Annotated in this window: 17 protein-coding genes and 1 pseudogene; 9 read left to right on the top strand and 9 right to left on the bottom strand. The window is 66.4% G+C overall.

The features are described from left to right. Positions 1 to 4: 4 nt before the first annotated feature. Complete coding sequence (locus tag AC3A56_RS16025) at positions 5 to 472, bottom strand: SET domain-containing protein (RefSeq protein ID WP_487771007.1); 468 nt, start codon at positions 470 to 472, stop codon at positions 5 to 7. Between the two features lie 192 nt (positions 473 to 664). Between AC3A56_RS16025 and AC3A56_RS16020 the strand changes: the two genes are divergently transcribed. Beyond that, positions 665 to 1,141 (top strand): hypothetical protein, encoded by a 477-nt coding sequence (locus tag AC3A56_RS16020; RefSeq protein WP_007804144.1) that lies wholly within the window; start codon positions 665 to 667, stop codon positions 1,139 to 1,141. A 26-nt stretch (positions 1,142 to 1,167) separates the two neighbouring features. Then, a complete protein-coding gene (locus AC3A56_RS16015; protein ID WP_487771006.1) occupies positions 1,168 to 2,958 on the top strand; it encodes an acyl-CoA dehydrogenase C-terminal domain-containing protein in 1,791 nt (596 codons plus the stop codon). A 156-nt stretch (positions 2,959 to 3,114) separates the two neighbouring features. Here the strand turns inward: AC3A56_RS16015 and AC3A56_RS16010 are convergent, their stop codons facing one another. Then, the gene (locus tag AC3A56_RS16010; protein WP_487771005.1) at positions 3,115 to 3,345 is read right to left on the bottom strand and encodes a hypothetical protein; all 231 of its coding nucleotides are present in this window, start codon (positions 3,343 to 3,345) and stop codon (positions 3,115 to 3,117) included. A gap of 93 nt (positions 3,346 to 3,438) precedes the next feature. Here AC3A56_RS16010 and AC3A56_RS16005 point away from each other — a divergent pair, with 93 nt between their 5' ends. Continuing rightward, the gene (locus AC3A56_RS16005; protein WP_487771004.1) at positions 3,439 to 5,400 is read left to right on the top strand and encodes a CocE/NonD family hydrolase; all 1,962 of its coding nucleotides are present in this window, start codon (positions 3,439 to 3,441) and stop codon (positions 5,398 to 5,400) included. A gap of 81 nt (positions 5,401 to 5,481) precedes the next feature. On the opposite strand, the gene AC3A56_RS16000 is transcribed toward AC3A56_RS16005, so the two are convergent. Both AC3A56_RS16000 and AC3A56_RS15995 read right to left on the bottom strand, forming a co-directional pair. After that, positions 5,482 to 6,042, bottom strand: a complete 561-nt coding sequence (locus AC3A56_RS16000; protein ID WP_487771003.1) for a hypothetical protein — start codon at positions 6,040 to 6,042, stop codon at positions 5,482 to 5,484. Positions 6,043 to 6,199: 157 nt separating this feature from the next. Next, on the bottom strand, positions 6,200 to 6,496 hold the full coding sequence (locus tag AC3A56_RS15995; RefSeq protein WP_487771002.1) for a hypothetical protein: 297 nt from the start codon (positions 6,494 to 6,496) through the stop codon (positions 6,200 to 6,202). 234 nt (positions 6,497 to 6,730) lie between these two features. Between AC3A56_RS15995 and AC3A56_RS15990 the strand changes: the two genes are divergently transcribed. Then, complete coding sequence (locus tag AC3A56_RS15990) at positions 6,731 to 7,717, top strand: Lnb N-terminal periplasmic domain-containing protein (RefSeq protein ID WP_487771027.1); 987 nt, start codon at positions 6,731 to 6,733, stop codon at positions 7,715 to 7,717. Positions 7,718 to 7,735: 18 nt separating this feature from the next. On the opposite strand, the gene AC3A56_RS15985 is transcribed toward AC3A56_RS15990, so the two are convergent. Beyond that, positions 7,736 to 9,175, bottom strand: coding sequence for an RNB domain-containing ribonuclease (locus AC3A56_RS15985; RefSeq protein WP_487771001.1), 1,440 nt, complete (start codon positions 9,173 to 9,175; stop codon positions 7,736 to 7,738). Positions 9,176 to 9,329: 154 nt separating this feature from the next. Between AC3A56_RS15985 and AC3A56_RS15980 the strand changes: the two genes are divergently transcribed. After that, positions 9,330 to 9,806, top strand: coding sequence for a GNAT family N-acetyltransferase (locus tag AC3A56_RS15980; protein WP_487771000.1), 477 nt, complete (start codon positions 9,330 to 9,332; stop codon positions 9,804 to 9,806). Between the two features lie 65 nt (positions 9,807 to 9,871). On the opposite strand, the gene AC3A56_RS15975 is transcribed toward AC3A56_RS15980, so the two are convergent. Next, a complete protein-coding gene (locus AC3A56_RS15975; protein ID WP_056715761.1) occupies positions 9,872 to 10,654 on the bottom strand; it encodes a SapC family protein in 783 nt (260 codons plus the stop codon). A 243-nt stretch (positions 10,655 to 10,897) separates the two neighbouring features. On the opposite strand from AC3A56_RS15975, the gene AC3A56_RS15970 reads away from it, so the two are divergent. Next, on the top strand, positions 10,898 to 11,503 hold the full coding sequence (locus AC3A56_RS15970; protein WP_056715710.1) for an HNH endonuclease: 606 nt from the start codon (positions 10,898 to 10,900) through the stop codon (positions 11,501 to 11,503). A 181-nt stretch (positions 11,504 to 11,684) separates the two neighbouring features. Here the strand turns inward: AC3A56_RS15970 and AC3A56_RS15965 are convergent. Beyond that, a pseudogene (locus AC3A56_RS15965) lies at positions 11,685 to 12,024 on the bottom strand (low affinity iron permease family protein); the annotation flags it as partial. Between the two features lie 140 nt (positions 12,025 to 12,164). Between AC3A56_RS15965 and dxs the strand changes: the two are divergent. From dxs to AC3A56_RS15950, 3 genes are all read left to right on the top strand, one after another. Then, positions 12,165 to 14,057: a 1-deoxy-D-xylulose-5-phosphate synthase gene (dxs, locus tag AC3A56_RS15960; RefSeq protein WP_056768405.1), complete on the top strand. Its 1,893-nt coding sequence runs from the start codon at positions 12,165 to 12,167 to the stop codon at positions 14,055 to 14,057. Between the two features lie 136 nt (positions 14,058 to 14,193). Continuing rightward, positions 14,194 to 15,549: an RES family NAD+ phosphorylase gene (locus AC3A56_RS15955; RefSeq protein WP_056768400.1), complete on the top strand. Its 1,356-nt coding sequence runs from the start codon at positions 14,194 to 14,196 to the stop codon at positions 15,547 to 15,549. Positions 15,550 to 15,568: 19 nt separating this feature from the next. Beyond that, positions 15,569 to 15,997 (top strand): hypothetical protein, encoded by a 429-nt coding sequence (locus AC3A56_RS15950; RefSeq protein WP_157599056.1) that lies wholly within the window; start codon positions 15,569 to 15,571, stop codon positions 15,995 to 15,997. A gap of 183 nt (positions 15,998 to 16,180) precedes the next feature. Here AC3A56_RS15950 and prmC read toward each other — a convergent pair whose 3' ends face one another. Together prmC and AC3A56_RS15940 are read right to left on the bottom strand one after the other, a co-directional pair. Next, positions 16,181 to 17,002, bottom strand: a complete 822-nt coding sequence (gene prmC, locus AC3A56_RS15945) for a peptide chain release factor N(5)-glutamine methyltransferase (RefSeq protein ID WP_487770999.1) — start codon at positions 17,000 to 17,002, stop codon at positions 16,181 to 16,183. Continuing rightward, entirely contained in the window at positions 16,995 to 21,134 is a 4,140-nt protein-coding gene (locus tag AC3A56_RS15940; protein WP_487770998.1) for a hypothetical protein, read from the bottom strand. Before AC3A56_RS15940 ends, prmC begins: the two co-directional genes overlap by 8 nt. Positions 21,135 to 21,200: the final 66 nt, after the last annotated feature.

The raw sequence follows: 21,200 nt of genomic DNA, 5'->3' as shown, positions 1-21,200 counted from the left end.
TTGCCTACCGCTTGGGCTTGAGCAGCGTGCCGGTGCACTTCGGCGAACCGCACAGGCACTTCCACAGTTTTTTCAGGCGCGCGGTATGCGGCACGTCGAGCACGATGCCGTAGTCGTAGGTGAGTTCCTCGCCCGGCCTGATGTTGCGGATCGCCTCGATCAACACCTTGTCGCGACGCGGGTCGCCGCTGGCGCTTTCCTCGACCAGCGCGCGGCAGTTCGGCGCACAGCTGTGGTTGATCCAGCGGGCGCTGTTGCCTTGCTGGTTGGCGTCGATGATGTAGTCGTCGTTGAGCGTGAACAAGAAGGTATGGCCGGTTTCGCCGCCGTCGCCATACAGATCGTCCGCCTCGTCGTGACTGATCAGCCGGCCCTTGTACTCGATGATTTCCTCACCCTTGCCGATCGGTGCGGTGGCGAACACGCCATTGCCGTGGATCGGCGAGCGGCGTGCGATAAAACGTCGTGACATGCGGTGCAACCCCAGCGCTGGAGACAAGTCGTCGATGATGCCTGTTTGCGGATGAGCGCGAAACCGGGCGGGCGGGACGGGCTTTCGCGGGGCGCCGCGGCGAGGCGATGACGATGTTCGACGCCGCCACTGGCCAGTTGCCCCCCAAACGCGGTTAGAATCGACTTTCAAACGATCGTTTGGAGAACGGCAATGCGTCTGTTGCGCTGGATCATCCCCGTCCTGCTGCTGGGCCTGGCCGCCTGCGGCCCGGCCAGGAAGAGCGTGTTCCCGCCCACCGTGAACATCCAGCAACTGGTGGTGCTGCCCAGCGGCCAGTGGCAGCTGACCGTGCGCATCCAGAACAACAGCTACGCCGGCATGAAGTTCAGCTCGATCGACGGCCAGTTGCAGATCGCCGAACTGGTGCCGGTGCGCCTGCATGCGAACTTCGACCTCGACATCCCCGAGCTGGCCGGCGACGTGGTCCGCATCGACGTGCTGCCCACCAGCGCGATGAGCCAGGCGCTTGCGGCCATTGCCGGCAAGGGCAGCGCCGGTTCGCTGGCCTATCGCGTCAGCGGCAGCACCAACGCCAAACCCGAGCAGGAAGACAAGCCGCGCTCGTTCGACTTCAACGGCAGCGACTGGATCTCGGCAGTGCCGGGCATCGCCAACACGTATCGCTGATCACCCCATTCAACGAAGGAACCACCATGACCGCATACAAGGCTCCCCTCGACGACCTGCGTTTCGCCCTGTTTGATGTACTGGGCGCCGAGTCGACCCTGACCTCGCTGCAGGGCGGCGAAGCCCACACCCGCGACCTGTTCGACGCGGTACTGGAGGAAGCCGGCCGGCTCAGCGAACAGCTGCTGGCGCCGACGAATGGTCCGGCCGACGCCGAGGGCTGCCACTACGACAAGGCCACCCAGACGGTGACCACGCCGAAGTCGTTCAAGGAAGCGTTCAAGGCGTTCGCCGAAGGCGGCTGGACCGGCCTGACCAATCCGGAAACCTACGGCGGCCAGGCCCTGCCCGGCGTGCTGGGCACCGCCACCACCGAGATCTTCCAGTCCGGCAACCTGGCCTGGAGCCTGTATCCGCTGCTGTCCGAGGGCGCCACCCACGCGATGGAAATGCACGGCGAGGAATGGCAGCGCGAGCGTTTCATGAAGCCGATCGTCGAAGGTCGCTGGACCGGCACCATGTGCCTCACCGAGCCGCAGGCCGGCTCCGACCTGGGCCTGCTGAAGACCCGGGCGGAGCCCGCAGCGGCTGACGCGGACGGCCACGCCGTCTACAAGATCAGCGGCACCAAGATCTTCATCAGCGCCGGCGAGCACGACCTCACCGAGAACATCGTGCACCTGGTGCTGGCGCGCCTGCCCGACGCGCCGGAAGGCAGCCGCGGCATCTCGATGTTCATCGTGCCGAAGTTCAAGCTCAACGCCGACGGCACGCCGGGCGAGCGCAACACCGTGGCCGCCGGCGCGATCGAGCACAAGATGGGCATCCACGCCTGCTCCACCTGCGTGATGAACTTCGACGGCGCCGAGGGCTACCTGATCGGCAAGCCGCACAAGGGCCTGGCCGCGATGTTCACCATGATGAATGCGGCGCGCCTTTCGGTCGGCGTGCAGGGCCTGGCATTGGCCGAGCGTGCGCTGCAGAACAGCCTCAACTACGCGCGCGAACGCCTGCAGTCGCGCTCGCTGTCGGGCCCGAAGTTTCCCGACAAGCCGGCCGACAACCTGCTGGTGCAGCCGGACGTGCGCCGCATGCTGCTGACCCAGCGCGCCTTCGTCGAAGGCTCGCGCGCGCTGGTGCTGTACACCGCGCTGCAGACCGACATCGAACATCGCGGCACCGACGAAGCGGCGCGGCAGAAGGCCGGCGAACTGGTTGCCTTCCTGATCCCGATCGCCAAGGGCATGACCACCGAGCTGGCGCAGGAGTGCACCAAGGAAGCGCTGCAGATCTACGGCGGCCACGGCTACATCGCCGAGAACGGCATGGAGCAGTTCGTCCGCGACGCCCGCATCATCACCTTGTACGAAGGCACCACCGGCATCCAGGCGGCCGACCTGCTGGGCCGCAAGATCCTCCAGTTGCAGGGCGTGGGCGCGAAGCATTTCCTGCAGGAGATCAGCGCGTTCTGCCAGCAGCACAGTGCCGATGCCGCGCTGCGCAACCTGATCGGCCCGCTGGCCGTCGCCACGAAGGAGTGGAGCGACCTCACCGTGAGCCTGGCCCAGCGCGTGGCGGCCAACCCGGAGGAACTCGGCGCCGCGGCGACCGACTACCTGTACTACTCAGGCTACGTCACCCTCGCCTACCTGTGGGCGCGCAGCGTGGTGGCCGCCGAGGCCGGCAATCAATCGGCCGCGTTCAAGCAGGCCAAGCGCGACACCGCCGCGTTCTATTTCGCCCGCATCCTGCCCCGCACGCTGATGCACAAGGCGGCGATCGACGCCGGCGTGGACACGCTGCCCGCGATCGCCTGATCCATCGCTGGCAGTTCAACGACAAGGCCCGGGGCGATCCCGGGCTTTTGTCTGTCCGGGCGCCGACTTCTCAGAAGTGACCGGATGTGCCCATCCGGGTCAGCTTCTGCTGTGCAAGGCTGACAGGATCAGGCTGACGGGATCAGGCCGACGGGATCAGGCGCCGTCGCCCGCGACGCCGTACATGCGCACGTACTGCCTGATCCAGTCCTCGTGGGCCTCGGCGACCTGCAGCAACTCCAGCGCCAGCGCTGCCTGGGCCGCGGCGATGTGCGACGGGCTGCGCGCAGGCCTCGGTGGCGCCTTGGCCACGTGCAATACCGGCACCTCGGCCGTGGCTGCGTCGCTGTCCAGCAGGTAGCTGATGTCGTAGGCATGGTCGCTCATGCCCGGACTGAAGCAACAGTCTTGCCAACTTTCCGGTCGCGATGTGGCGGCGGCGGGTTTACTCTGGCGAGAGTTGACCCCAGGGGATTCATCATGACGTCGAGTCGGTTCGCTGCGGGCATTCGGCCTGCCCTTTTCGCCCTGCTGCTCACCGCGACTGGCCTGCTGCAGGCCACCGATACGGCGCAGGCGAAATACCCGAACTACCCCAGCGAGACCCCGGCGAAATTCGTGCCGGCCACCGCCAGCTTCGACTACGAGCGGCGCGACGTGATGGTGCCGATGCGCGACGGGGTCAAGCTGCACACCGTGATCCTGGTGCCCAAGGGTGCCCATCACGCCGGCATCCTGCTGACCCGCACCCCGTACGACGCGAACGCGCTGACCAACCTCAGCATGAGCGGCCACCTCGGGCCGGCCCTGCAGGGCTACGACAACGTGGCCGACATCATCGTCGAGGACGGCTACATCCGCGTGGTGCAGGACGTGCGCGGCAAGTACGGCTCCGAAGGCGACTACGTGATGAACCGGCCGCTGCACGGCCCGCAGAATCCCACTCCGGTCGACGACGCCACCGACACGTACGACACCATCGACTGGCTGGTGAAGAACATTCCCGAGTCGAACGGCAAGGTCGGCACGCTGGGCATTTCCTACGACGGCTTCGAGCCCCTGATGGCGCTGTTCAACCCGCACCCGGCGCTGAAGGTGTCGGTACCGATGAACCCGATGGTCGACGGCTGGATGGGCGACGACTGGTTCCACAACGGCGCGTTCCGCCAGCAGAACCTGGCCTACATCTACGAGCAGGTCGGCAGCCGCGACAACTCGATCAAGTGGTGGACGAACTACCACGACGACTACGACCTGTTCATGCATTACGGCTCCGCCGGTGCGCTGGCCGACGCCTACGGCATGCGCCAGCTCGGCTTCTGGAACAAGCTGCTGGCGCACCCGGCCTACGACAGCTTCTGGAGCGACCAGGCGGTCGACAAGCTGCTCGCCGCGCAGCCGCTGAAGGTGCCGGTGATGCTGGTGCACAGCCTGTGGGACCAGGAAGACATCTACGGCGCACAAGCCGTGTACCGCGCGATCAAGCCGAAGGACGCCGGCGGCAACATGGTCAAGCTGGTGATGGGCCCGTGGAATCATGGGCAGGAAATCGGGGAAGGCAGCTCGCTGGGCGCGATCCGCTTCGGCAGCGACACCGCGAAGTATTTCCGCGAGAAGATCCTGCGCCCGTACCTGGCGCAATACCTCAAGGACGGCGCGCCGAAGGCCGACACCGCCGCCGTCACCGCCTACCAGACCGGCAGCAACCAGTGGCAGCGACTGGATCGCTGGCCGCTGGCGTGCGCCGATGGCTGCCCCACGAAAAGCCGCCCGCTGTACCTGGAACCCGGCAGCAAGCTCGGCTTCAACGCGCCCGCCGCGGGCGCCGCCTACGACGAATACGTATCCGATCCCGCGCACCCGGTGCCGTTCCGCGCGCGTCCGATCCAGCCGATCGGCTACGGCACCTTCACCTGGCCGCAGTGGCTGGTCGACGACCAGCGCGAGGCGTCCGGCCGCACCGACGTGCTCAGCTACGTCAGCGACGTACTCACCGCGCCGCTGACCATCAGCGGCGCGCCCGAGGTGAACCTGGTCGCCTCGACCAGCGGCACCGACAGCGACTGGGTGGTCAAGCTGATCGACGTCTACCCCGACCAGGTGGCCTACGAACCGGAGATGGGCGGCTACCAGCTCGCCGTGGCGATGGACATCTTCCGCGGCCGCTACCGCGAAGGCTTCACCGAGGCGAAGCCGCTCGCCGCCAACCAGCCGCTGTCCTACCGCTTCGCCCTGCCCTCGGCCAACCACGTCTTCCTGCCCGGCCACCGCATCATGGTGCAGGTGCAATCGAGCTGGTTCCCGCTGTACGACCGCAACCCGCAGACCTTCGTGCCGAACATCTTGCTGGCCAAGCCGGCTGATTACGTGAAGGCGACGCAGCGCGTGTACCACGCGGCGGATCAGGCGAGCTTCATCGCATTGCCGGTGGTGGGCGGCTGAAGCCGGCCGACGCTGCCAGCGGTTCCTCCCCTCTGCTCGCAGGGGGACGGGCAGCAACGTTGGCGACAGGCGCGCTTGCCGTCAGTCTACAAGTCCATCGGAATCGATGCCGGTCAACCCGGCGCCCCTGGCAGACTCCATGAACTCCGCCCCGGCGAGCAGAAGCCGGCTGGCCTCGTTGTTTGAACCGAAATACCCATCAGAGAAGCGCAGCTCCCTGCTCGCGACGGAAGCTCCTTGCTGCAGGATGATACGACTGCAACCGATGATCTCGCGATAACGTTCGCAACCGGGGCACCAGCGTGAGCGCACGGTGCCCATGGCTCTGTAGTCGAGTGCCACCGGGTTGGAGCACTTGAGGTGGTGGAAGCCAGGCGCACGGGGCAGGTCTGCAAATATCAACTGTGCATTTCCAAGAGAGCGGCAGAAGTCCATGAATTTGGCACTGACAATGATTGCGCCGTCATAACAACAGGAGATGTCGTAACGCCGGGTGCGAAGGCGAAACGCCGGAGTTGTGAAATCCGGATCTGTGCGATAGCCACAGGAAGCGCACGACGGACAGCCACTCGCGGGATCGAGTCGATCGCAAGAGCCGACCATGTTTGAATGATTGTCCCTGACCGATATCGCGAAGATCACGGGCCCGGCTCCCATGCTGGAGGCGAGAGCGTCAATCTCCCGTCCGCAGGGCAAACCAGCCAGACCGTTGGGCGCCCGAAGCACATTCCTTCGAGGGCATGCCAGGCGGAGATTGTTGCCTGAAAGGCAGCGGGCCGTCGCCCTGCAGCGGTGCTTGTCATCCCCACATCCGCTCCGGCATCCGCAGGAAGCAGATCTGCCCAATGCCGAAGCCGCCGGCAAAAAAAACCACCTCACCCAACTCCAGCCCCACTATCTGCGAGTGCAGCAGGCAAAGTTCAGCCAGTACCAGCGTGGCGCCTCCGCCAATGATCGACTGGATCCAGGCAGAACGCCTCAATGACGCGTAGTTCGCATGCCCGAAACGGGGCTGGAACAGGCGCCTGAAACATCCCGACAGGAAATGCCAGTACATGACGAAACCGACGACGGCGATGAAAAGGAGCTCGAGCATCAACCAGATTCCATGTCGAACGATGCCCGCCTGCCCTGATGAACGCGAATCTGACATACCCGTTGCGCTCGCGACAACCATCGCAGCGGATGTGCGGCATGGTCGCTCATCGCCGGTATTGCGCCACACCCCCGGCCAGCATCGCCAGCGTGCACGGATTGCCTTGCAGCGACCGAAGCCCCACGCTGGTGCAGTCGACCGCTGGCACGAGACGTGATGAAGCAGAGAATCAGGATGATCGCGCGGATGCTGCTGTTCGGCCTGCTCGCCCTGGCCACCCTGGGTTCGGGCGCGTGGGGCGCGCTGGCCCTGTGGTACCAGCTGCCGGGCGGCACGGTGGTGAAGATCCTGGGCAGCGTGACCTGGTCGCTGGTGGTGATCGTGCTGGCAGGCGTCGCGATCAGCCGCCGCAGCTGGCTTCCACCGGGAATCTACCTGGTGCTGTACGCGTTGCTGCTGCTCTGGTGGAGCGGCATTGCACCATCCAACCTGCGCGACTGGGCCGACGACGTCTCGCGCCCGCTCACGGGCCGCATCGAGGGCAACCAGGTCGTGCTGGACAACGTGCGCGACTTCGTCTGGCGAGCCGACACCGACTACGACGCGCATTGGGAAACCCGTCGCTACGACCTCGACCACCTGGTCACCGCCGACGCCGTGCTGTCGTACTGGGGCAGCCAGGCGATCGCCCACGCGATGATTTCGTTCGGCTTCGACGACGGTCGCCACGTGGTGTTCTCGGTGGAGATCCGCCGCGAACGGGGCGAGCAGTATTCGGCGATCGGCGGCTTCTTCAAACAGTTCGAGACCACCCTGGTGGCGGCCGACGAACACGACATCATCCGTGTGCGCACCAACGTGCGCGGCGAAGACGACTACCTGTACCCGCTGCGCATGGACAAGCCCGCGATGCGTGCGCTGTTCCTGTCCTACGTGCACGCCGCCAACCGGCTGGCGGCGACGCCGGCGTTCTACAACACGCTCACCTCCAACTGCACCACGATCGTCTACCACATGGCCCGCCAGATCGAGCCGCGCCTGCCGTGGGATTTCCGCCTGCTGTTCACCGGCTACCTGCCGGAATACCTGCACGGGGTGGGCGCGGTGGATCGCAGCGTGACGGTGGACGTCCTGCGCGAACGCAGCCGGATCACCGACCGGGCGAGAGGCACGCGGGCGACGGACGACTTCTCGCGGGCCATCCGCGAACGCACGCCGTGATCGACCCGGGGGCCTTGCTCAGCCGCTCAGCGCGAAACGCGTCACCCGCCTGACCGGGTCGGCCTCGACCAGGCTCACCCGGACGTCAGCTCCCAGCGGCAAGGCGGCGCTGCCGGACACACTGGCCTCGATCGCCGGCTCGCGCACGATCACCGTGCCCTTGCGCGGATCGTCGCGGGCCACTTCGACGATCGCCCCGGGGAACACCTCGCCCACCCGCGGCGCCAGCACCACGGCTTCGGCCAGGTTGAGCACGGCGCTTTCGTACTGACCGGCGCGATGGCCGGAGGTCTGCATCGTGGCCGGCAGATCCGGCAGCGCGGCCAGCGCCCATGCCGGCACCGGCTGCTTCGCGCACAGCGCCACGCAGATCTCGCCGCTGTAGCGGTCGACCAGCCGCCGCAGTGGCGCGGTGGCGTGGGCATACTGCGCGGCCAGCGCCGAGTGCATCGACTGTGCCGGCAAGGTGCCGTTGAACGCGGCGTAGCCGGCGCCCCGCAGCACGCTGGTGCAGGCGGTGAGCATCGCCACGTGCACGTCGCTGGAAGGGTCCAGCGAGCGGATGAAGCCGGGATAGTCCAGCGCATCGGGCCAGTCGATGGCCAGCGCCCGCGCCGTGATGCGCAGTCGCGCGATCGCGTGCGGATCGGGCGGCGGCAACGTGCGCAGGATGCCCACCTTGGCCTGCACCATCAGGTAGGCCGCCGCCATGCCAGTCAGCAGCGAAATCTGCTCGTTCCAGTCCTCCACCGCCAGGCGACCGCGGAAGGCCAGCTTCCACTGCCCGTCTTCCACGCTGACTTCCTGTTCCGGCAGCGGCAGGCTCACGCCGCCCCGCGACACCTCGCGCTGCCGGCGCAGTTCGCCGATCTCGCGCAGCACTGCCCACATGGGATCGGCCGCACCGGCGTCGATCTGCCGCTGCACACCGTCGTAGTCGAGCCTGGCCCGACTGCGCACCTTCGCTCGACGCACGTCGACGGCGATGCCTTCGCCGGTGTGATCCAGCTCGATCGTCCACAACAGCGCGGGACGCAGCTGGTCAGGCAGCAGCGAGGCCGCATCCTCGGACAGCACCTTGGGGTGTAGCGGAATCTTGCTCTCCGCCCCGTACAGGGTCTCGCCGCGCCGATGCGCTTCCAGGTCGACCGGATCGCCCGCGCTGACGAAGGCCGCGACATCGGCAATCGCATAGTGCACGCGATAGCCGCCGTCGGTGCGCTCCACATGCATTGCCTGGTCCAGGTCCATCGCACCAGCGGGGTCGATGGTGACCAGGGCGATCTCGCTGCGATCGAGCTCGGGCCAGCGGGGGTTCGCCGCCGCCGCGCTGGCCGCCGCCTCGACCTCGGGCGGAAACGCCGACGGCAGTTTCAGGTCGTCCTGGATGTCGCGCATGCCCTGGGCGAGAGCCGAATCGGCGGATGGCCGGATGTGGATGCGGCGGGTGGTCGACATGGATGACGCTCCTGCGTGGCGGTTTCGACATCGACGGATGAAGTCCGTGACGACGGGCATTCCCCGCAAGATATACCCATGCCCGGCGGGACTACCACGGCGACGATCCAGGGTGTAGAAACGGCAAGTCCCGTCCTGCCCGCGATCGACTCCCATGAGCGACTCCACCCTGATGATCCGTCTGGCCGAAGAAGAGGACGATGACTTCATCCTCGAACAGGTGCCGCGATTCACGGATTTCACGCTGCCGCCGTGGCGACGCCGCCACGAATGCATCGAGGGCATCCGCAATGACCTGCTGCGCCATCTGGAAGACCAGCCACCAAACAGCTACCTGTTCGTGGCCGAGGACACCGATGGCGAACGCGCCGGCTTCATTCACCTGCAGCGCACCACCGACTTCTTCACCGGACGCAGCAACTGCCATGTCTCGGACATCGCGGTGGCGCCGTCGCACGAGGGGCACGGCGTGGGCAAGCTGTTGCTTGCGCATGCCGAGGCCTGGGCCAGCGAACACCAGTGCCAGCTGGTGACGCTGGCGGTGTTTCCGGGCAACGAACGCGCCCGCGCCTTGTACGAAGCGGCTGGCTACGCCACCGACCTGCTGCGGCTGGCCAAGCCGGTGCGCTGAGCACGCATGCGAAGAAGCCGCCCGCAGGCGGCTTCTTCATGATCCGGCGCTGATTGCAGCGATGATCAGTTGGTGGTCTTGCCCGCGGCTTCCTCGGCCTGCTCGCGCACGTCGAGGCGATGGGCGAGGCGATCGATGTTGGACAGCGACAGCAGGTGGGCATAGACCCAGCCGAGCACGCCTTCGCGCAGGAATTCGTGGGTGGTCTTCTCGTCCAGCGCGCGCAGTTTTTCCTCGTTGACCACGAACAGGCCATTGAGGTTGATCGACTTGCCCTGGGCGCCGTCCTTGCCCTGCTTCTGCAGCTGCACGTTGCGCGGCTCCAGCAGCTCATGCTTGTTGAGCTGCTGCATGAACCAGCGCGTGCGCGCCACGTTCTGCTGGAAGTCGCCCAGGAAACCCACGGCATTGGTCAACAGTTCCGTATCGGTGCCGTCTTCCTTGAACAGACGCTCGCCTTCGGTGGTGTTGAAGCCTTCGTACTTCTCGTCGAGGAACACGGTGAAGTCATCGCCTTCCTGGCCGGCCGGCTTCTCGGCCAGCACGAACGGATAGCGACGCACGAATGCGGGGACGTAGGTGTCCGGCGCCCAATGACCTTCGGCGTCGACATAGAGGTTTTCGTTCTGACGCAGGCCCAGCAGGGCGACCGGGCCGGCGTCGGCGACGCTGGAACCGGCAAACACGATCAGCATGTCGCGCGCGGCAAGGCCGAACTCCACGCCGGTCAGCGGCACCGAATGGGCATTCATGGCGAACTTGACGTTCGGCACGACCTTCATGCGCAGATCTTTGTGTTCATTGCGGTTCAGCGGAACCGGATTCTCGTAGAACAGAACTTCAGCCACGTTGTTCACCTCTGCCCATCGCCGTGCCGGGTCACCACCAAGCGCCCCTACCAAACCCGGCGTAGGGTCTGTGTTGACTGACGATCATAACAGTGCTGCGGGCGTCCGGGCGACTGTCCCCGGGAAGGCCCTGACGGAGGCCAAGCATGCGGATTGCAACGAAATTGTTCTATGCTGGCCGCAGACTGGCTGCACGCATTGCCTGAACGATCTTTCGACGCCCCTGGCTGAAGGACGATTTACATGCTGATGGAAGTGCCAAGTCGCGCCGATATCAACGCGACGCGCGTATTGTCGCTGGACGCCGCCGGCCGCATCCTCGACTGGATCAGCTGGCAGGAGGCGGTTTGCCTGTATGTCCGCGATGCGGTGGCCTGGACGCTTGGCGACCCCTGCCTCACCGTCCACGGGGGCCACAATCGGCTGCTGGGGGCGCAAAGCCTGCTGCAACTCCATCCGATCATCGCCAGCACCGGCCGCTGCCGCGAGCACGCGATTGATCCGGCCCCGGCGCTGACCAACACCGCACTGTTCGCCCGCGACCGGCACATCTGCCTGTATTGCGGCGAACATTTCAGCCGCGCCGACCTCACCCGCGACCACGTCATGCCCATCTCCAGGCAGGGCAAGGACGAGTGGGAGAACGTGGTCAGCGCCTGCCTGGCCTGCAACCTGAAGAAGAGCAACCGCACCCCGCAGCAGGCCAACATGCCGTTGCTGGCGGTACCGTACCGGCCGAGCTGGGTCGAACACCTGATCCTGTCCAATCGCAACATCCTGGCCGACCAGATGGAGTTCCTGGTCAGCCGGCTGCCCCGTGACCGGCGTGCCATCGCGGAATACGCCTAGCCTTTCGCCGCGGCTTCACCCTTGGCCTCGCCCTCGCAGGCGCGCGTGGCGCGATTTTCCTTCAGCTCCCGATCGATCTCCCTGACCTCTTCGCAGGCCTCCCCGGCCTCCTCCCGCTTTTCAGCCTGCCGGTCGGCGCCTTCGCGACGGGCCTGCTGCTCGCGCTGGCTGGCCAGCTTGCGATAGTTCTCGCGAATGCGCTCCAGCGTTTCCTCGTCGACATCCTCGAGGTCGAGCAGGCTGTTGTGGGCCGCCGTGGCGCGGATCAGTTCATCCAGCTTGATCTGCAGCGCCGCGCTGTCGCGGTTCTGGCTGTTCTGGATCAGGAACACCATCAGGAAGGTGATGATCGTGGTGCCGGTGTTGATCACCAGCTGCCAGGTGTCGCCAAAATCGAACAAGGGCCCGCTGGCGGCCCAGATCACCACGATCAGCGCGGCGCACAGGAAGGTTGCCGGCCGACCGGAATGGCGGGCGGTGGCTTCCGCAAAACGACGAAAGGACTGCGAGAGACTGGCCATGGAGCGACTTTCCGAAGGGAACCTGACCCAGCATGCAACGCCCGCCGTATGCCGGATGTGCAGGTTTCGGGCCGCTGCCGGGCTGCATTCTTCACGGCTTCGCCCTTGCCCCGCCCCGCCGCTGGGCCAACAATACGCAGATGACCGACCTTTCCCGCTATCCCCATCTGGCCGCGATCGAGGCACCAGCCGATCTGCGCCGCGTACCCGATGACGAGCTGCCCGCCGTCGCCGACGAGCTGCGACAGTTCCTGATCGAGTCGGTCGCCAGTTCCGGCGGTCACTTCGGCGCGGGCCTGGGCGTGGTCGAGCTCACCGTGGCCCTGCACCACGAATTCGATACCCCGAACGATCGCCTGGTATGGGACGTGGGTCATCAGTGCTACCCGCACAAGATCCTCACCGGCCGCCGCGACCGCATCACCACGATCAAGAAGAAGGACGGCCTGGCGCCGTTCCCGCGCCGCGAGGAAAGCGAGTACGACACCTTCGGCGTCGGCCATTCGTCGACCTCGATTTCCGCCGCCCTGGGCATGGCGATCGCCGCGCAGCGCAAGGGCGACCACCGCAAGGTGGTGGCGGTGATCGGCGACGGCGCGATGACCGCCGGCATGGCGTTCGAAGCGCTGAACCACGGTGGCGACGTGGAACCGGACATGCTGGTGGTGTTCAACGACAACGGCATGTCGATCAGCGAGAACGTCGGCGCGATGACCAAGATGATGGCCCGCGCGATGGCGAGCCGCCGCCTGAACCAGCTGCGCGAGCGGGCCAAGCGGGCGATCCCCAAGCAGTCATTCATGGGCCGCTTCTTCAAGCGCTGGGAAGAACATGCCAAGGGCATGTTCGTGCCCTCCACCTTGTTCGAGGAACTGGGCTTCCACTACACCGGACCGATCGACGGCCACAACATGCCGCAGTTGCTGCAGGCGCTGCGCACGGTGAAGAACCTGCCCGGCCCGCAGCTGCTGCACGTGATCACCACCAAGGGCAAGGGCTACGCCCCGGCCGAAGAGGCGCAGATCGAGTACCACGCGGTCGGTCCGTTCGACCCGCAGGCCGGCCTGGTGAAGAAGAACACGCCAGCCAAGCCCACCTATACCGACATCTTCGGCAACTGGCTGTGCGACCAGGCCGCGGCCGACCCGCGCCTGCTGGCGATCACCCCGGCGATGCGCGAAGGTTCCGGCCTGGTGCGGTTCTCGAAGGAGTACCCGGACCGGTACTTCGACGTGGCCATCGCCGAGCAGCATGCGGTGACGCTTGGTGCCGGCATGGCCTGCGAAGGCGCCAAACCCGTCGTGGCGATCTATTCCACCTTCCTGCAGCGCGCCTACGACCAGGCCATCCACGACGTGGCGCTGCAGAACCTCGACGTCACCTTCGCGATCGACCGCGCCGGCGTGGTCGGCCCGGACGGCGCGACGCATTCGGGCAGCTTCGATCTCTCTTTCCTGCGTTGCCTGCCCAACTTCGTGATCATGGCGCCCGCCGACGAAAACGAATGCCGCGCGATGCTTTCCACCGGCTTCCAGTACACCGGCCCCGCCGCGATCCGCTACCCGCGCGGCACCGGCCCCGGCGTCGCCATCAGCGAGCAGCTCGACACCTTGCCGATCGGCAAGGCCGACCTGCGTCGCCGCGGCCACGGCCTGGCCCTGCTCAGTTTCGGCGCGATGCTTCCCGCCGCCAGCACGATCGCCGCCGAGCTCGACGCGACCCTGGTCAACATGCGTTTCGTGAAGCCGCTGGACGAGGCGATGATCGTGGAGCTGGCGAAGACCCACGACGCCTTCGTCACCCTGGAAGACAACGCGGTCGCCGGCGGCGCCGGCTCGGCCGTGGCCGAATGCCTGGCCGCCCACGGCATCACCCAGCCGATCCTGCATCTTGGCCTTCCAGACGTCTATCTGGAACACGGCAGCCGCGAGGAAGTGCTGACGATGGCCGGGCTGGACCTGCCCGGCATCCGCCACGCGATCCATGCGCGCTTCCCGACGCTGTGCGCGGGCAGCATGGCCAGCACCGGCTGACACCGCCTCACGCCGGTCGCCCAATGTGACGTGGCGCACATCGCTGGCCATCGCCGGCGATGCCTTACAGCCCGCGAGCCCCGCCACGATTACGCTGCGTTGAGCTTTGAGGAAAACCTCCAGGGAAGGAGTTGCGATGACGTTGGCCACGTCGATACAGGACTCATGGAACCAGCTCGAGCGCTGGGCAGGCCGCCAGATATCCGGCGCCCGCAATGAAGCCAGACTGATCTCCGCGCGGGCCGATGCCCTGCAGCTTGCCATCACGCTTTCCGAAGGCCTGGCGGTCTATCGCATCCTTCGCGACTTCCAGCACCTCGACCTCGACGCCGTCGTCAACGACATCGTCGCCGTGTTGCGCCAATGCCTGATCGTGATGCTGACCAGCACCGGCGGCGGCGCACTCATCGGCGGCGTCGCCGGCGGCGTGTTCGGCGTGGGCGTCGGCGCCGCCCCGGGAGTCGTCATCGGCGCGGCGGCCGGCGCGCAGATGGGCGAATGGATTCTCATCTTCATGGGGCTCAAGGCACTCAGCGAATACATCGTGCGGGACATGCCCGACGTCGCCCGCGCCTACTGGGACGGCATCCGCCTGGCCTGGTCCGCCGCCTCCCCGTCACCGCTGCCGCAGCAACCCATCCGCGTCGACCGCTTCGCGATCCAGCACGCCGCCGAAAAAATCGCCCGCGCCCACGTCGCCATGTTCGTCCTCCTGCTGATGGGCATCCTCGCCTACCTGGCCAAGGGCCGCGGCGACATGGGCCAACTGGCCGAAGGCGTCCGCAGCAGCCGGATGGGACCGAAGTTCGCCGACTGGATGGTGAGGAATGAGGGGCGGCTGAAGGCGGAGCCGCGGCTAAGAGAACAAACTGCGACGCAGTCAACGCCGTCAGCAGACAAGTGGTCTGATCGCGCAAGAGAAGCTCCCAAAGCAAAACAAGGACCCGCGCAGAGGGCGAGCAAGCCGACCATCAGCGCCAATCCCGAGCCAAGCAATCGCCTGACCGCTGGAAAGGGAAAGCCAATCAAGATGGACGGACATAAAATTTATGACAGCAACTTTCAGCCTTTAAGCACAAATCCCAAAGCTCAATACCGCTTCTCTGATCCCACATTTCGCCAGACCGGAGGGGATGTCTACTTCGGAGACAACGTTGCCACGTCGTATGCAGAAGTTCGCAAAAATATAGCGGGGAAGTCCCTCTATGTCGGTGAACTGAACGTCGACAACGTTCTCGATCTAACCGACCATGAAATGATCAAAATGATGGGCATAGACGGGGCCAGACTCACCGCCCCTGTCAATTCACAAATCGAACAGAAGCTGGTCTACGGATATACGAACAAGATCGCAAACAAGGCTTATACCGCTGGTTATAATGGCATCTTGTACCCAAGCTCAAGAAATGCGACGGGAAAAGCATTGGTTCTTTTTGGTGGAAGATACGATCAAACGGCAATAAGCACCATCATCGACGCAACCATCCCCTGAGTTAATACATGTGAATCTGATGACAAGCATCTCCAAGATCACGGCGGCAGATATATGCGTTGAGCCCGCTCTCATCAAAGGCTGTGAAATACATGGACTCGTCTATTTCACATGGGCAGAAGCGCCCGTCGTTGGTGCTCAGTGTGGACATTGCCACACGATCCTGTGGACAGATCCCCGCGCAGATCGCGTTTTGGGCGAACCGAAGCCCGACAACGTTCCAGATCATGGCGCGGGGTATCGATTGTATTACGAGGATAATCTGAGAAGATTTCTGGGAAGCCTGCCGCCATGTCCGAACTGCGGGAAGCAGGCTTACGATCGCTTTGTAAATAATGTTCAGTGGTGCAGGTTTTCTGACGGCGCCGAAATCCCGGAAGACATTATTCCGGAAAGAATTATTTTGCAGCCGGCCGACTCATGCCTGGTGTGGATCTATCGTCAATAGGACCCACTGGTGACTCACACCTGTCGAATCCATGGAGTTGGGAAGCGCACCGTAGGCACCGCACCCTCCTTCGCAAATTTGTCCTTGGCAATCCGTTGTTGACGCCATGGCGGCAAGGCGGCGGAATTGCTTCGCCTCTATCGTGAACGGAACGTCAGCACTGGCGACGTCGCCCCCCCTGATTCACGCCGTCCCCCCACTGACCCGATCACGCAGCTCCAGATCCTGCGCCGTGAACACGTCGGCATAGCCGGCCAGCTCCAGCAACCTGCGCACCGCTTCACCCTGGTTCCAGCCATGCTCGAACAGCAGCCATCCGCCGGGGCGCAGGTGGTGACGGGCGTCGACGAGGATGCGGCGGATGTCGTCCAGGCCGTCGTCGCCCGAGGCCAGTGCGCTGGCCGGTTCGTGGCGCAGGTCGCCTTGCGCCAGGTGCGGGTCGGCGGCTTCGATGTACGGTGGGTTGGAGACGATCAGCTCGAACTGCTGGCCGGGCAGTGGTGCCAGCCAGTCGCCATGCACGAAGGTGACGTTGTCGAGGTGGTGGCGTTGCGCGTTGCGCCTTGCCACCGCCAGGGCGGCGGCGCTGGCGTCGGTGGCGATCACTCGTGCCTGCGGCCGTTCGCTGGCGATCGCCAGCGCGATCGCGCCGCTGCCGGTGCCCAGGTCGACCACCTCGACGGGCGCCCTGTCGGGCAGTCGTTGCAACGCAAGCTCGACCAGCAGCTCGGTCTCCGGGCGCGGGATCAGGGTCGCCGGGGTCACCTCCAGGTCCAGCGTCCAGAAGCCGCGGCGACCGGTGAGGTAGGCCACCGGTTCGCCGGCTTCGCGCCGCGCGACGAGTTGCTGAAAAGCCGTCTGGACGTCCGTCGCCAGCTCGTCGTCGGCGTGGGTGAACAGCCAGCTGCGCTCCTGCTGCAGCACGTGCAGCAGCAGCAGTTCGGCGTCGGCGCGCTCGCCGAGCCGTGCGGTGGCATCCATCAGCGCATGGCGTACATCAGGCATGCGGCGGCTCCGGATGCTTCGGCGGCAGCTGCGGCGGCGTCACGCCCGGCTTCGGCGGCGGCTTGCGCCAGTAGCCGCCGTGCGTCCATGACTTGAACGCCCACTGCAACCAGCCGATCAGCGCATTGGCCAGCCACAGCGCCCAGATGAGCATCGCCAGCTTGTAGAACCACAACGACACGCTGAGCACGCCACCGCCAGGCAGCACGCCGGCGCTCTGGTCGGCGAACCAGCGCAGGCTTGCGGCAGTCGAGCCGTTGCCGGCCACATGCATGTCGGGCAGGCCGAGCAGTCCCCTGGGCACGGCGGCGACCAACACCAGCAGGGCCAGCACGGTAAGCGCAGCCAGCCCGACCTGCAGCAGGTTGAAACGCGTGGTGTCCGCGTTCTCCGCAGGTGCGTGGCGTGCGCGCAAGCCCAGCAGGATCAGCCACAAGACCACCAGCGCGTAGGCGCTCCAGGCGAACGCGGAAAAGCCCAGCCCCAGCAGCAGCCAGTGGCGGAAGCGCAGCGGCGTCGGCGCGAAACGGGCCAGCAACCAGGCAGCCAGCAGCAGCACGACCAGTTGCGACCAGTACAGTACGGCCGGTCCGGTGGTCGGTCCCCATGTCCACACCACCCAGCGATCCTGCGGCAGCTGCAGGTCGAGATCGATATTGGCCACTGGTGCGTGTAGCGCGAACGTCGGCGTGCGCGTGCGCACGCCGACGCCATGCGGTTCGCGCAGGCGCAACGTGTAGACGTGTTCGCCAGGCAGCAGGGGCAGGCTGAGCTTGCCGTCGCGCACCGCCAGGTTGATGGCTTCGTCGTCGCGGGTCGCTTCCAGCAGTTCGGCGCCGGCAGGCAGGTCGATCACGTGCTCGCCGCCACGGGTGCTGCGCGCGCGCAGTTCCAGCGTGGTTTCGCTGACGCGTTCGCCGGCCCGGCTGGTCACCTGCACGCCGTCGAATGCCAGGCTTTCGCCGGCGATAGCCGCCGGCTTGGCAAAGGTCAACTGCAACTTTTCGCCGGGCAGCGGCTGGAACTGCAGGCCTTCGTCACCGGCGCTGGTGGGTACGCCCTTCGCATCCACATGCCACATCGGCGCAGCAAGGATCTGCCACACCTCGGCACGCTCGCCCAGCGCCGGCGCTTCGAGCGTCAGCGTCGCGGCCTGGTCGAGCCGGCTGCTCCAGTGCACCTCCTGGCTGTTCGCGTTGAACGTGATGCTGATGCGGCCGTCCTTCACCAGCACGTCATCGCCCACCGGGTGCTCGCCCGGCAGCAGCGGCAGCGTGACGCTGAAGCCGCCCTGCTGCGGGGCAACCCGCTCGACCACGTTCTCGACCGTCCAGTCGATGCCCAATTGCAGGCTGCGCGCCACCCGCACGTACGGCGGAAAACTCTGCGCGGGCGGCAAGTCCTTGCCGTCGCTGGCGGAGCGCAGGCGTTGCAAGGCGACGCTGTCGCCCAGCGCCCGCCCCTGGTCGACACCGGCCAGCGACCAGCCCTGCCCATCGAACGCGATGTGTTGCGGACGCAGCGCGAAACGCAGGTTGGCGCTGTCGGTCGACCCGATGCGGTAGCGCAGGCCGACCCGGTGCACGCCGCGATCCAGGCGCAGAAACAATTGATCGCCGATGCGCACGAGCGGCGCATCGGCATGGCCGTCCACGCTGACCTCGAGCAGTTGCAGACCGTCGTCGGCCTGCGGCAACGGAACGGCCACCGCCGCGCCGACGTGCGTCTCCAGCGCCACCGCCAAGGTGTCGCCGGCAGCCTGCAATTGCGCCTGGGCCACGGTGGCGCAGGCCGGCACGCACTTCGGCGCCTCGGTAAGCCTTCCGCGCAGCTGGTTCAGCAGTTGCTGGTCAGGCAGGCTCTGCGCATGCAGACCGACCGGCAGCAGCGCGATGCCCAGCAGCACGACGCCGGCCATGCCCACGCTGCGCCAGCGCTGGCGCAGCGGCACCAGCAGCGGCGGGACCAGCCTGGCCAGCAGGACGGCCAGCAGGCCGACCATCGCCACCCGCAACAGGCGCACCAGCCAAGCCGGCGCAATGATCAGCCGGGTGCTCTGGCTCGTCGTCACCGGGCCGGACCAGCCGAGTTGGTAGTTGTTGCCCTGGTTCCACTGCGGCGTGCCGGCACCGGCCTGGACGATGCTGCGGCTGTCGATGTCGTTGCGCACCGTGGTGGGCCCGCCACTCAGATTCTGCATCGATGAACCCGCCACGGTGACGGCACTCAGCGTTGCGCTTGAGTCGTCGCGCGACACCACACCTGGGGCCAACAGCGCAGTCGAACTCATCTCGCTAACCACTGGCGCTGATGCTGGCGGCGGTGGCAGTGGCGCCACCTGCTGTTTCATCTTCTGCTGCGCTCTCGCATACACCTCTTCCCGCGCCGCCCGTTCGGCGTAACCCGCCGGGGCCATCCGGGCCTGGCTGCCTCCTTCCAGTTGCGGATGCAATGCGTACTGCAATTGCGTCGCCGCGAACGGCAGCGTCCACAAGACCGCCAGCGCGAAGCCGGCCAGCGCGCCGAGGCGCGCCGTGGAGCGCAATCGCCCCTCGGGCAGCGCACGCAGCAACAAGGTCAGCGCCAGGGCGACAGCCAGCGTCCAGCGCGGCGCGCCGCCTTCATGCTGCGCCAGGGCCAGGAAAGCCGCGGCCAGCAGCGCCCACGGCCAGCCGAACAGGCGCCCGGCGAGCAGGGCGATCAGGGCAACCACGAACAGGTCAAGCAAGGTCCATTGCGCCACCCAGGAATCGGGTGAACGGTCCACGCCCGGCGCACCGAGCAGACGGTAGCCGTACGGCAGATGCAAGGTGGCATCGATATCTTCCAGCGGCAGCTGCCAGCCGGAACTGGGAATCACCCCGCCGTGCGCGGGCAGGCGCAGGCCGGCGGCCAGATCAAGCTCCTGCTCGCGCAGCTCGACGCCGCTGCGACCGTGCTCGCCGGTGCTGATCAGCAATGGTTCGCCGGCCTGGCTGGCACGCTGCAACTGCCAGGGCGCCGCCACGTCCAGCCGCTGGTGATGGCGCAGCTCGCCGGTCAGCCGGTCGGCCACGCCGAGGCCGCCACCGTCGAAGTCCAGCCACAATTCGCGCCGCAGATGCAGCTGGTCGCCCGTGCCGCCTTCATCACCACGCGTACCCTGTTCGATCGCCAGGCCCGCGTCGTCATCCAGCACGAACGCCGGCAGGTCGCGCCATTCCCCCGGCACGCCGGCCTGGGCCGCATCGGTGGCATGACCCTCGACCCGGGTACTGCGCAGGTCGGAATCGTCGGCATAGCTCCAGACCTCCTGCCGCGGCCACGGCGTCGGCGGCAACTTCACCGCCACCCTGGCCAGCGGAGCCACGCTGCGCGCGGCGAGCGTGATCGTCCACTGGCCTGGCCGCAGCTGCACGCGCAGTTGGCCGTCGTTCTCCAGCCGGGCCGGCAAGTCGCCGGACAAGGCGGTGGCGACAAAACCCGGCGGCAGCACCGGGCCCAGCGACTGCTCGCGCGCGCTGCCGGTGACATTGAGCTGCAATTGGGTTTGCAGCGTGGCCGGCAGTCCGTCTTCCAGGCGTCGATAGACGCGCAGCGACAGCGCATCGGCGGCACGCTGCGCAGCCGCGGCCTCGCCCAGGGTGAGCTGTTCGCCATTGCGCTCGATGCGGGCTACCGCCGCGCCATCGACGCTCAGCGCCACCAGCCCGATCGCCGCTGGCACGTGCAGCCGTGACGGGCGCGCCACCCATGGCAAGCTGCCGCGCAACTGGTAATCGCCCGGCATCAGCCACAACATCGGCTGGCCGTCACGTTGCAGCACGGTGGCCGGCTGGTTGTTCGCGCTGACCTGTTGCGGCCAGTTCCTCGCATCGCCGGGCAGCGCCACCCAGCTCGGCGCATCCACGTGCACGTCCAGACTGAACCGCCCGCCGTCCTTGCCCGCATCTAGGCTCAGGCGCCCCGGCCAGGCGCATTGACGGCCGCCGACACCCGGCATCTGGCTGGCCATGAACGGACAATCATGCTGCGGCACGTCGTGCAGCACCCAGCCTTGCCAATCGCGCAACGCCGGCGGCACCTCCTGCGCCGGCAATGGCGCCGCCAGCAACAGCCACAGACCCAGCAGACCGAGTATTCGAGCAAGCATGCATTTCTCCCCGTATGCCGAGTGGCCGGCACAGTGTAAGTGGAACACGGGACGACACATCCCGCC

The organism is Rhodanobacter sp. Soil_C_14 (genome assembly GCF_057657335.1).
This window is presented reverse-complemented; position numbering and strand designations above follow the sequence as displayed.

Excerpts from the sequence above, each read along its gene's own strand:
- AC3A56_RS16025 (WP_487771007.1), bottom strand. The coding sequence starts at position 472 with ATGTCACGACGTTTTATCGCACGCCGCTCGCCGATCCACGGCAATGGC.
- AC3A56_RS16020 (WP_007804144.1), top strand. The coding sequence starts at position 665 with ATGCGTCTGTTGCGCTGGATCATCCCCGTCCTGCTGCTGGGCCTGGCC.
- AC3A56_RS16015 (WP_487771006.1), top strand. The coding sequence starts at position 1,168 with ATGACCGCATACAAGGCTCCCCTCGACGACCTGCGTTTCGCCCTGTTT.
- AC3A56_RS16010 (WP_487771005.1), bottom strand. The coding sequence starts at position 3,345 with ATGAGCGACCATGCCTACGACATCAGCTACCTGCTGGACAGCGACGCA.
- AC3A56_RS16005 (WP_487771004.1), top strand. The coding sequence starts at position 3,439 with ATGACGTCGAGTCGGTTCGCTGCGGGCATTCGGCCTGCCCTTTTCGCC.
- AC3A56_RS15995 (WP_487771002.1), bottom strand. The coding sequence starts at position 6,496 with ATGCTCGAGCTCCTTTTCATCGCCGTCGTCGGTTTCGTCATGTACTGG.
- AC3A56_RS15990 (WP_487771027.1), top strand. The coding sequence starts at position 6,731 with ATGATCGCGCGGATGCTGCTGTTCGGCCTGCTCGCCCTGGCCACCCTG.
- AC3A56_RS15985 (WP_487771001.1), bottom strand. The coding sequence starts at position 9,175 with ATGTCGACCACCCGCCGCATCCACATCCGGCCATCCGCCGATTCGGCT.
- AC3A56_RS15980 (WP_487771000.1), top strand. The coding sequence starts at position 9,330 with ATGAGCGACTCCACCCTGATGATCCGTCTGGCCGAAGAAGAGGACGAT.
- AC3A56_RS15970 (WP_056715710.1), top strand. The coding sequence starts at position 10,898 with ATGCTGATGGAAGTGCCAAGTCGCGCCGATATCAACGCGACGCGCGTA.
- dxs (WP_056768405.1), top strand. The coding sequence starts at position 12,165 with ATGACCGACCTTTCCCGCTATCCCCATCTGGCCGCGATCGAGGCACCA.
- AC3A56_RS15955 (WP_056768400.1), top strand. The coding sequence starts at position 14,194 with ATGACGTTGGCCACGTCGATACAGGACTCATGGAACCAGCTCGAGCGC.
- AC3A56_RS15950 (WP_157599056.1), top strand. The coding sequence starts at position 15,569 with ATGACAAGCATCTCCAAGATCACGGCGGCAGATATATGCGTTGAGCCC.
- prmC (WP_487770999.1), bottom strand. The coding sequence starts at position 17,002 with ATGCCTGATGTACGCCATGCGCTGATGGATGCCACCGCACGGCTCGGC.
- AC3A56_RS15940 (WP_487770998.1), bottom strand. The coding sequence starts at position 21,134 with ATGCTTGCTCGAATACTCGGTCTGCTGGGTCTGTGGCTGTTGCTGGCG.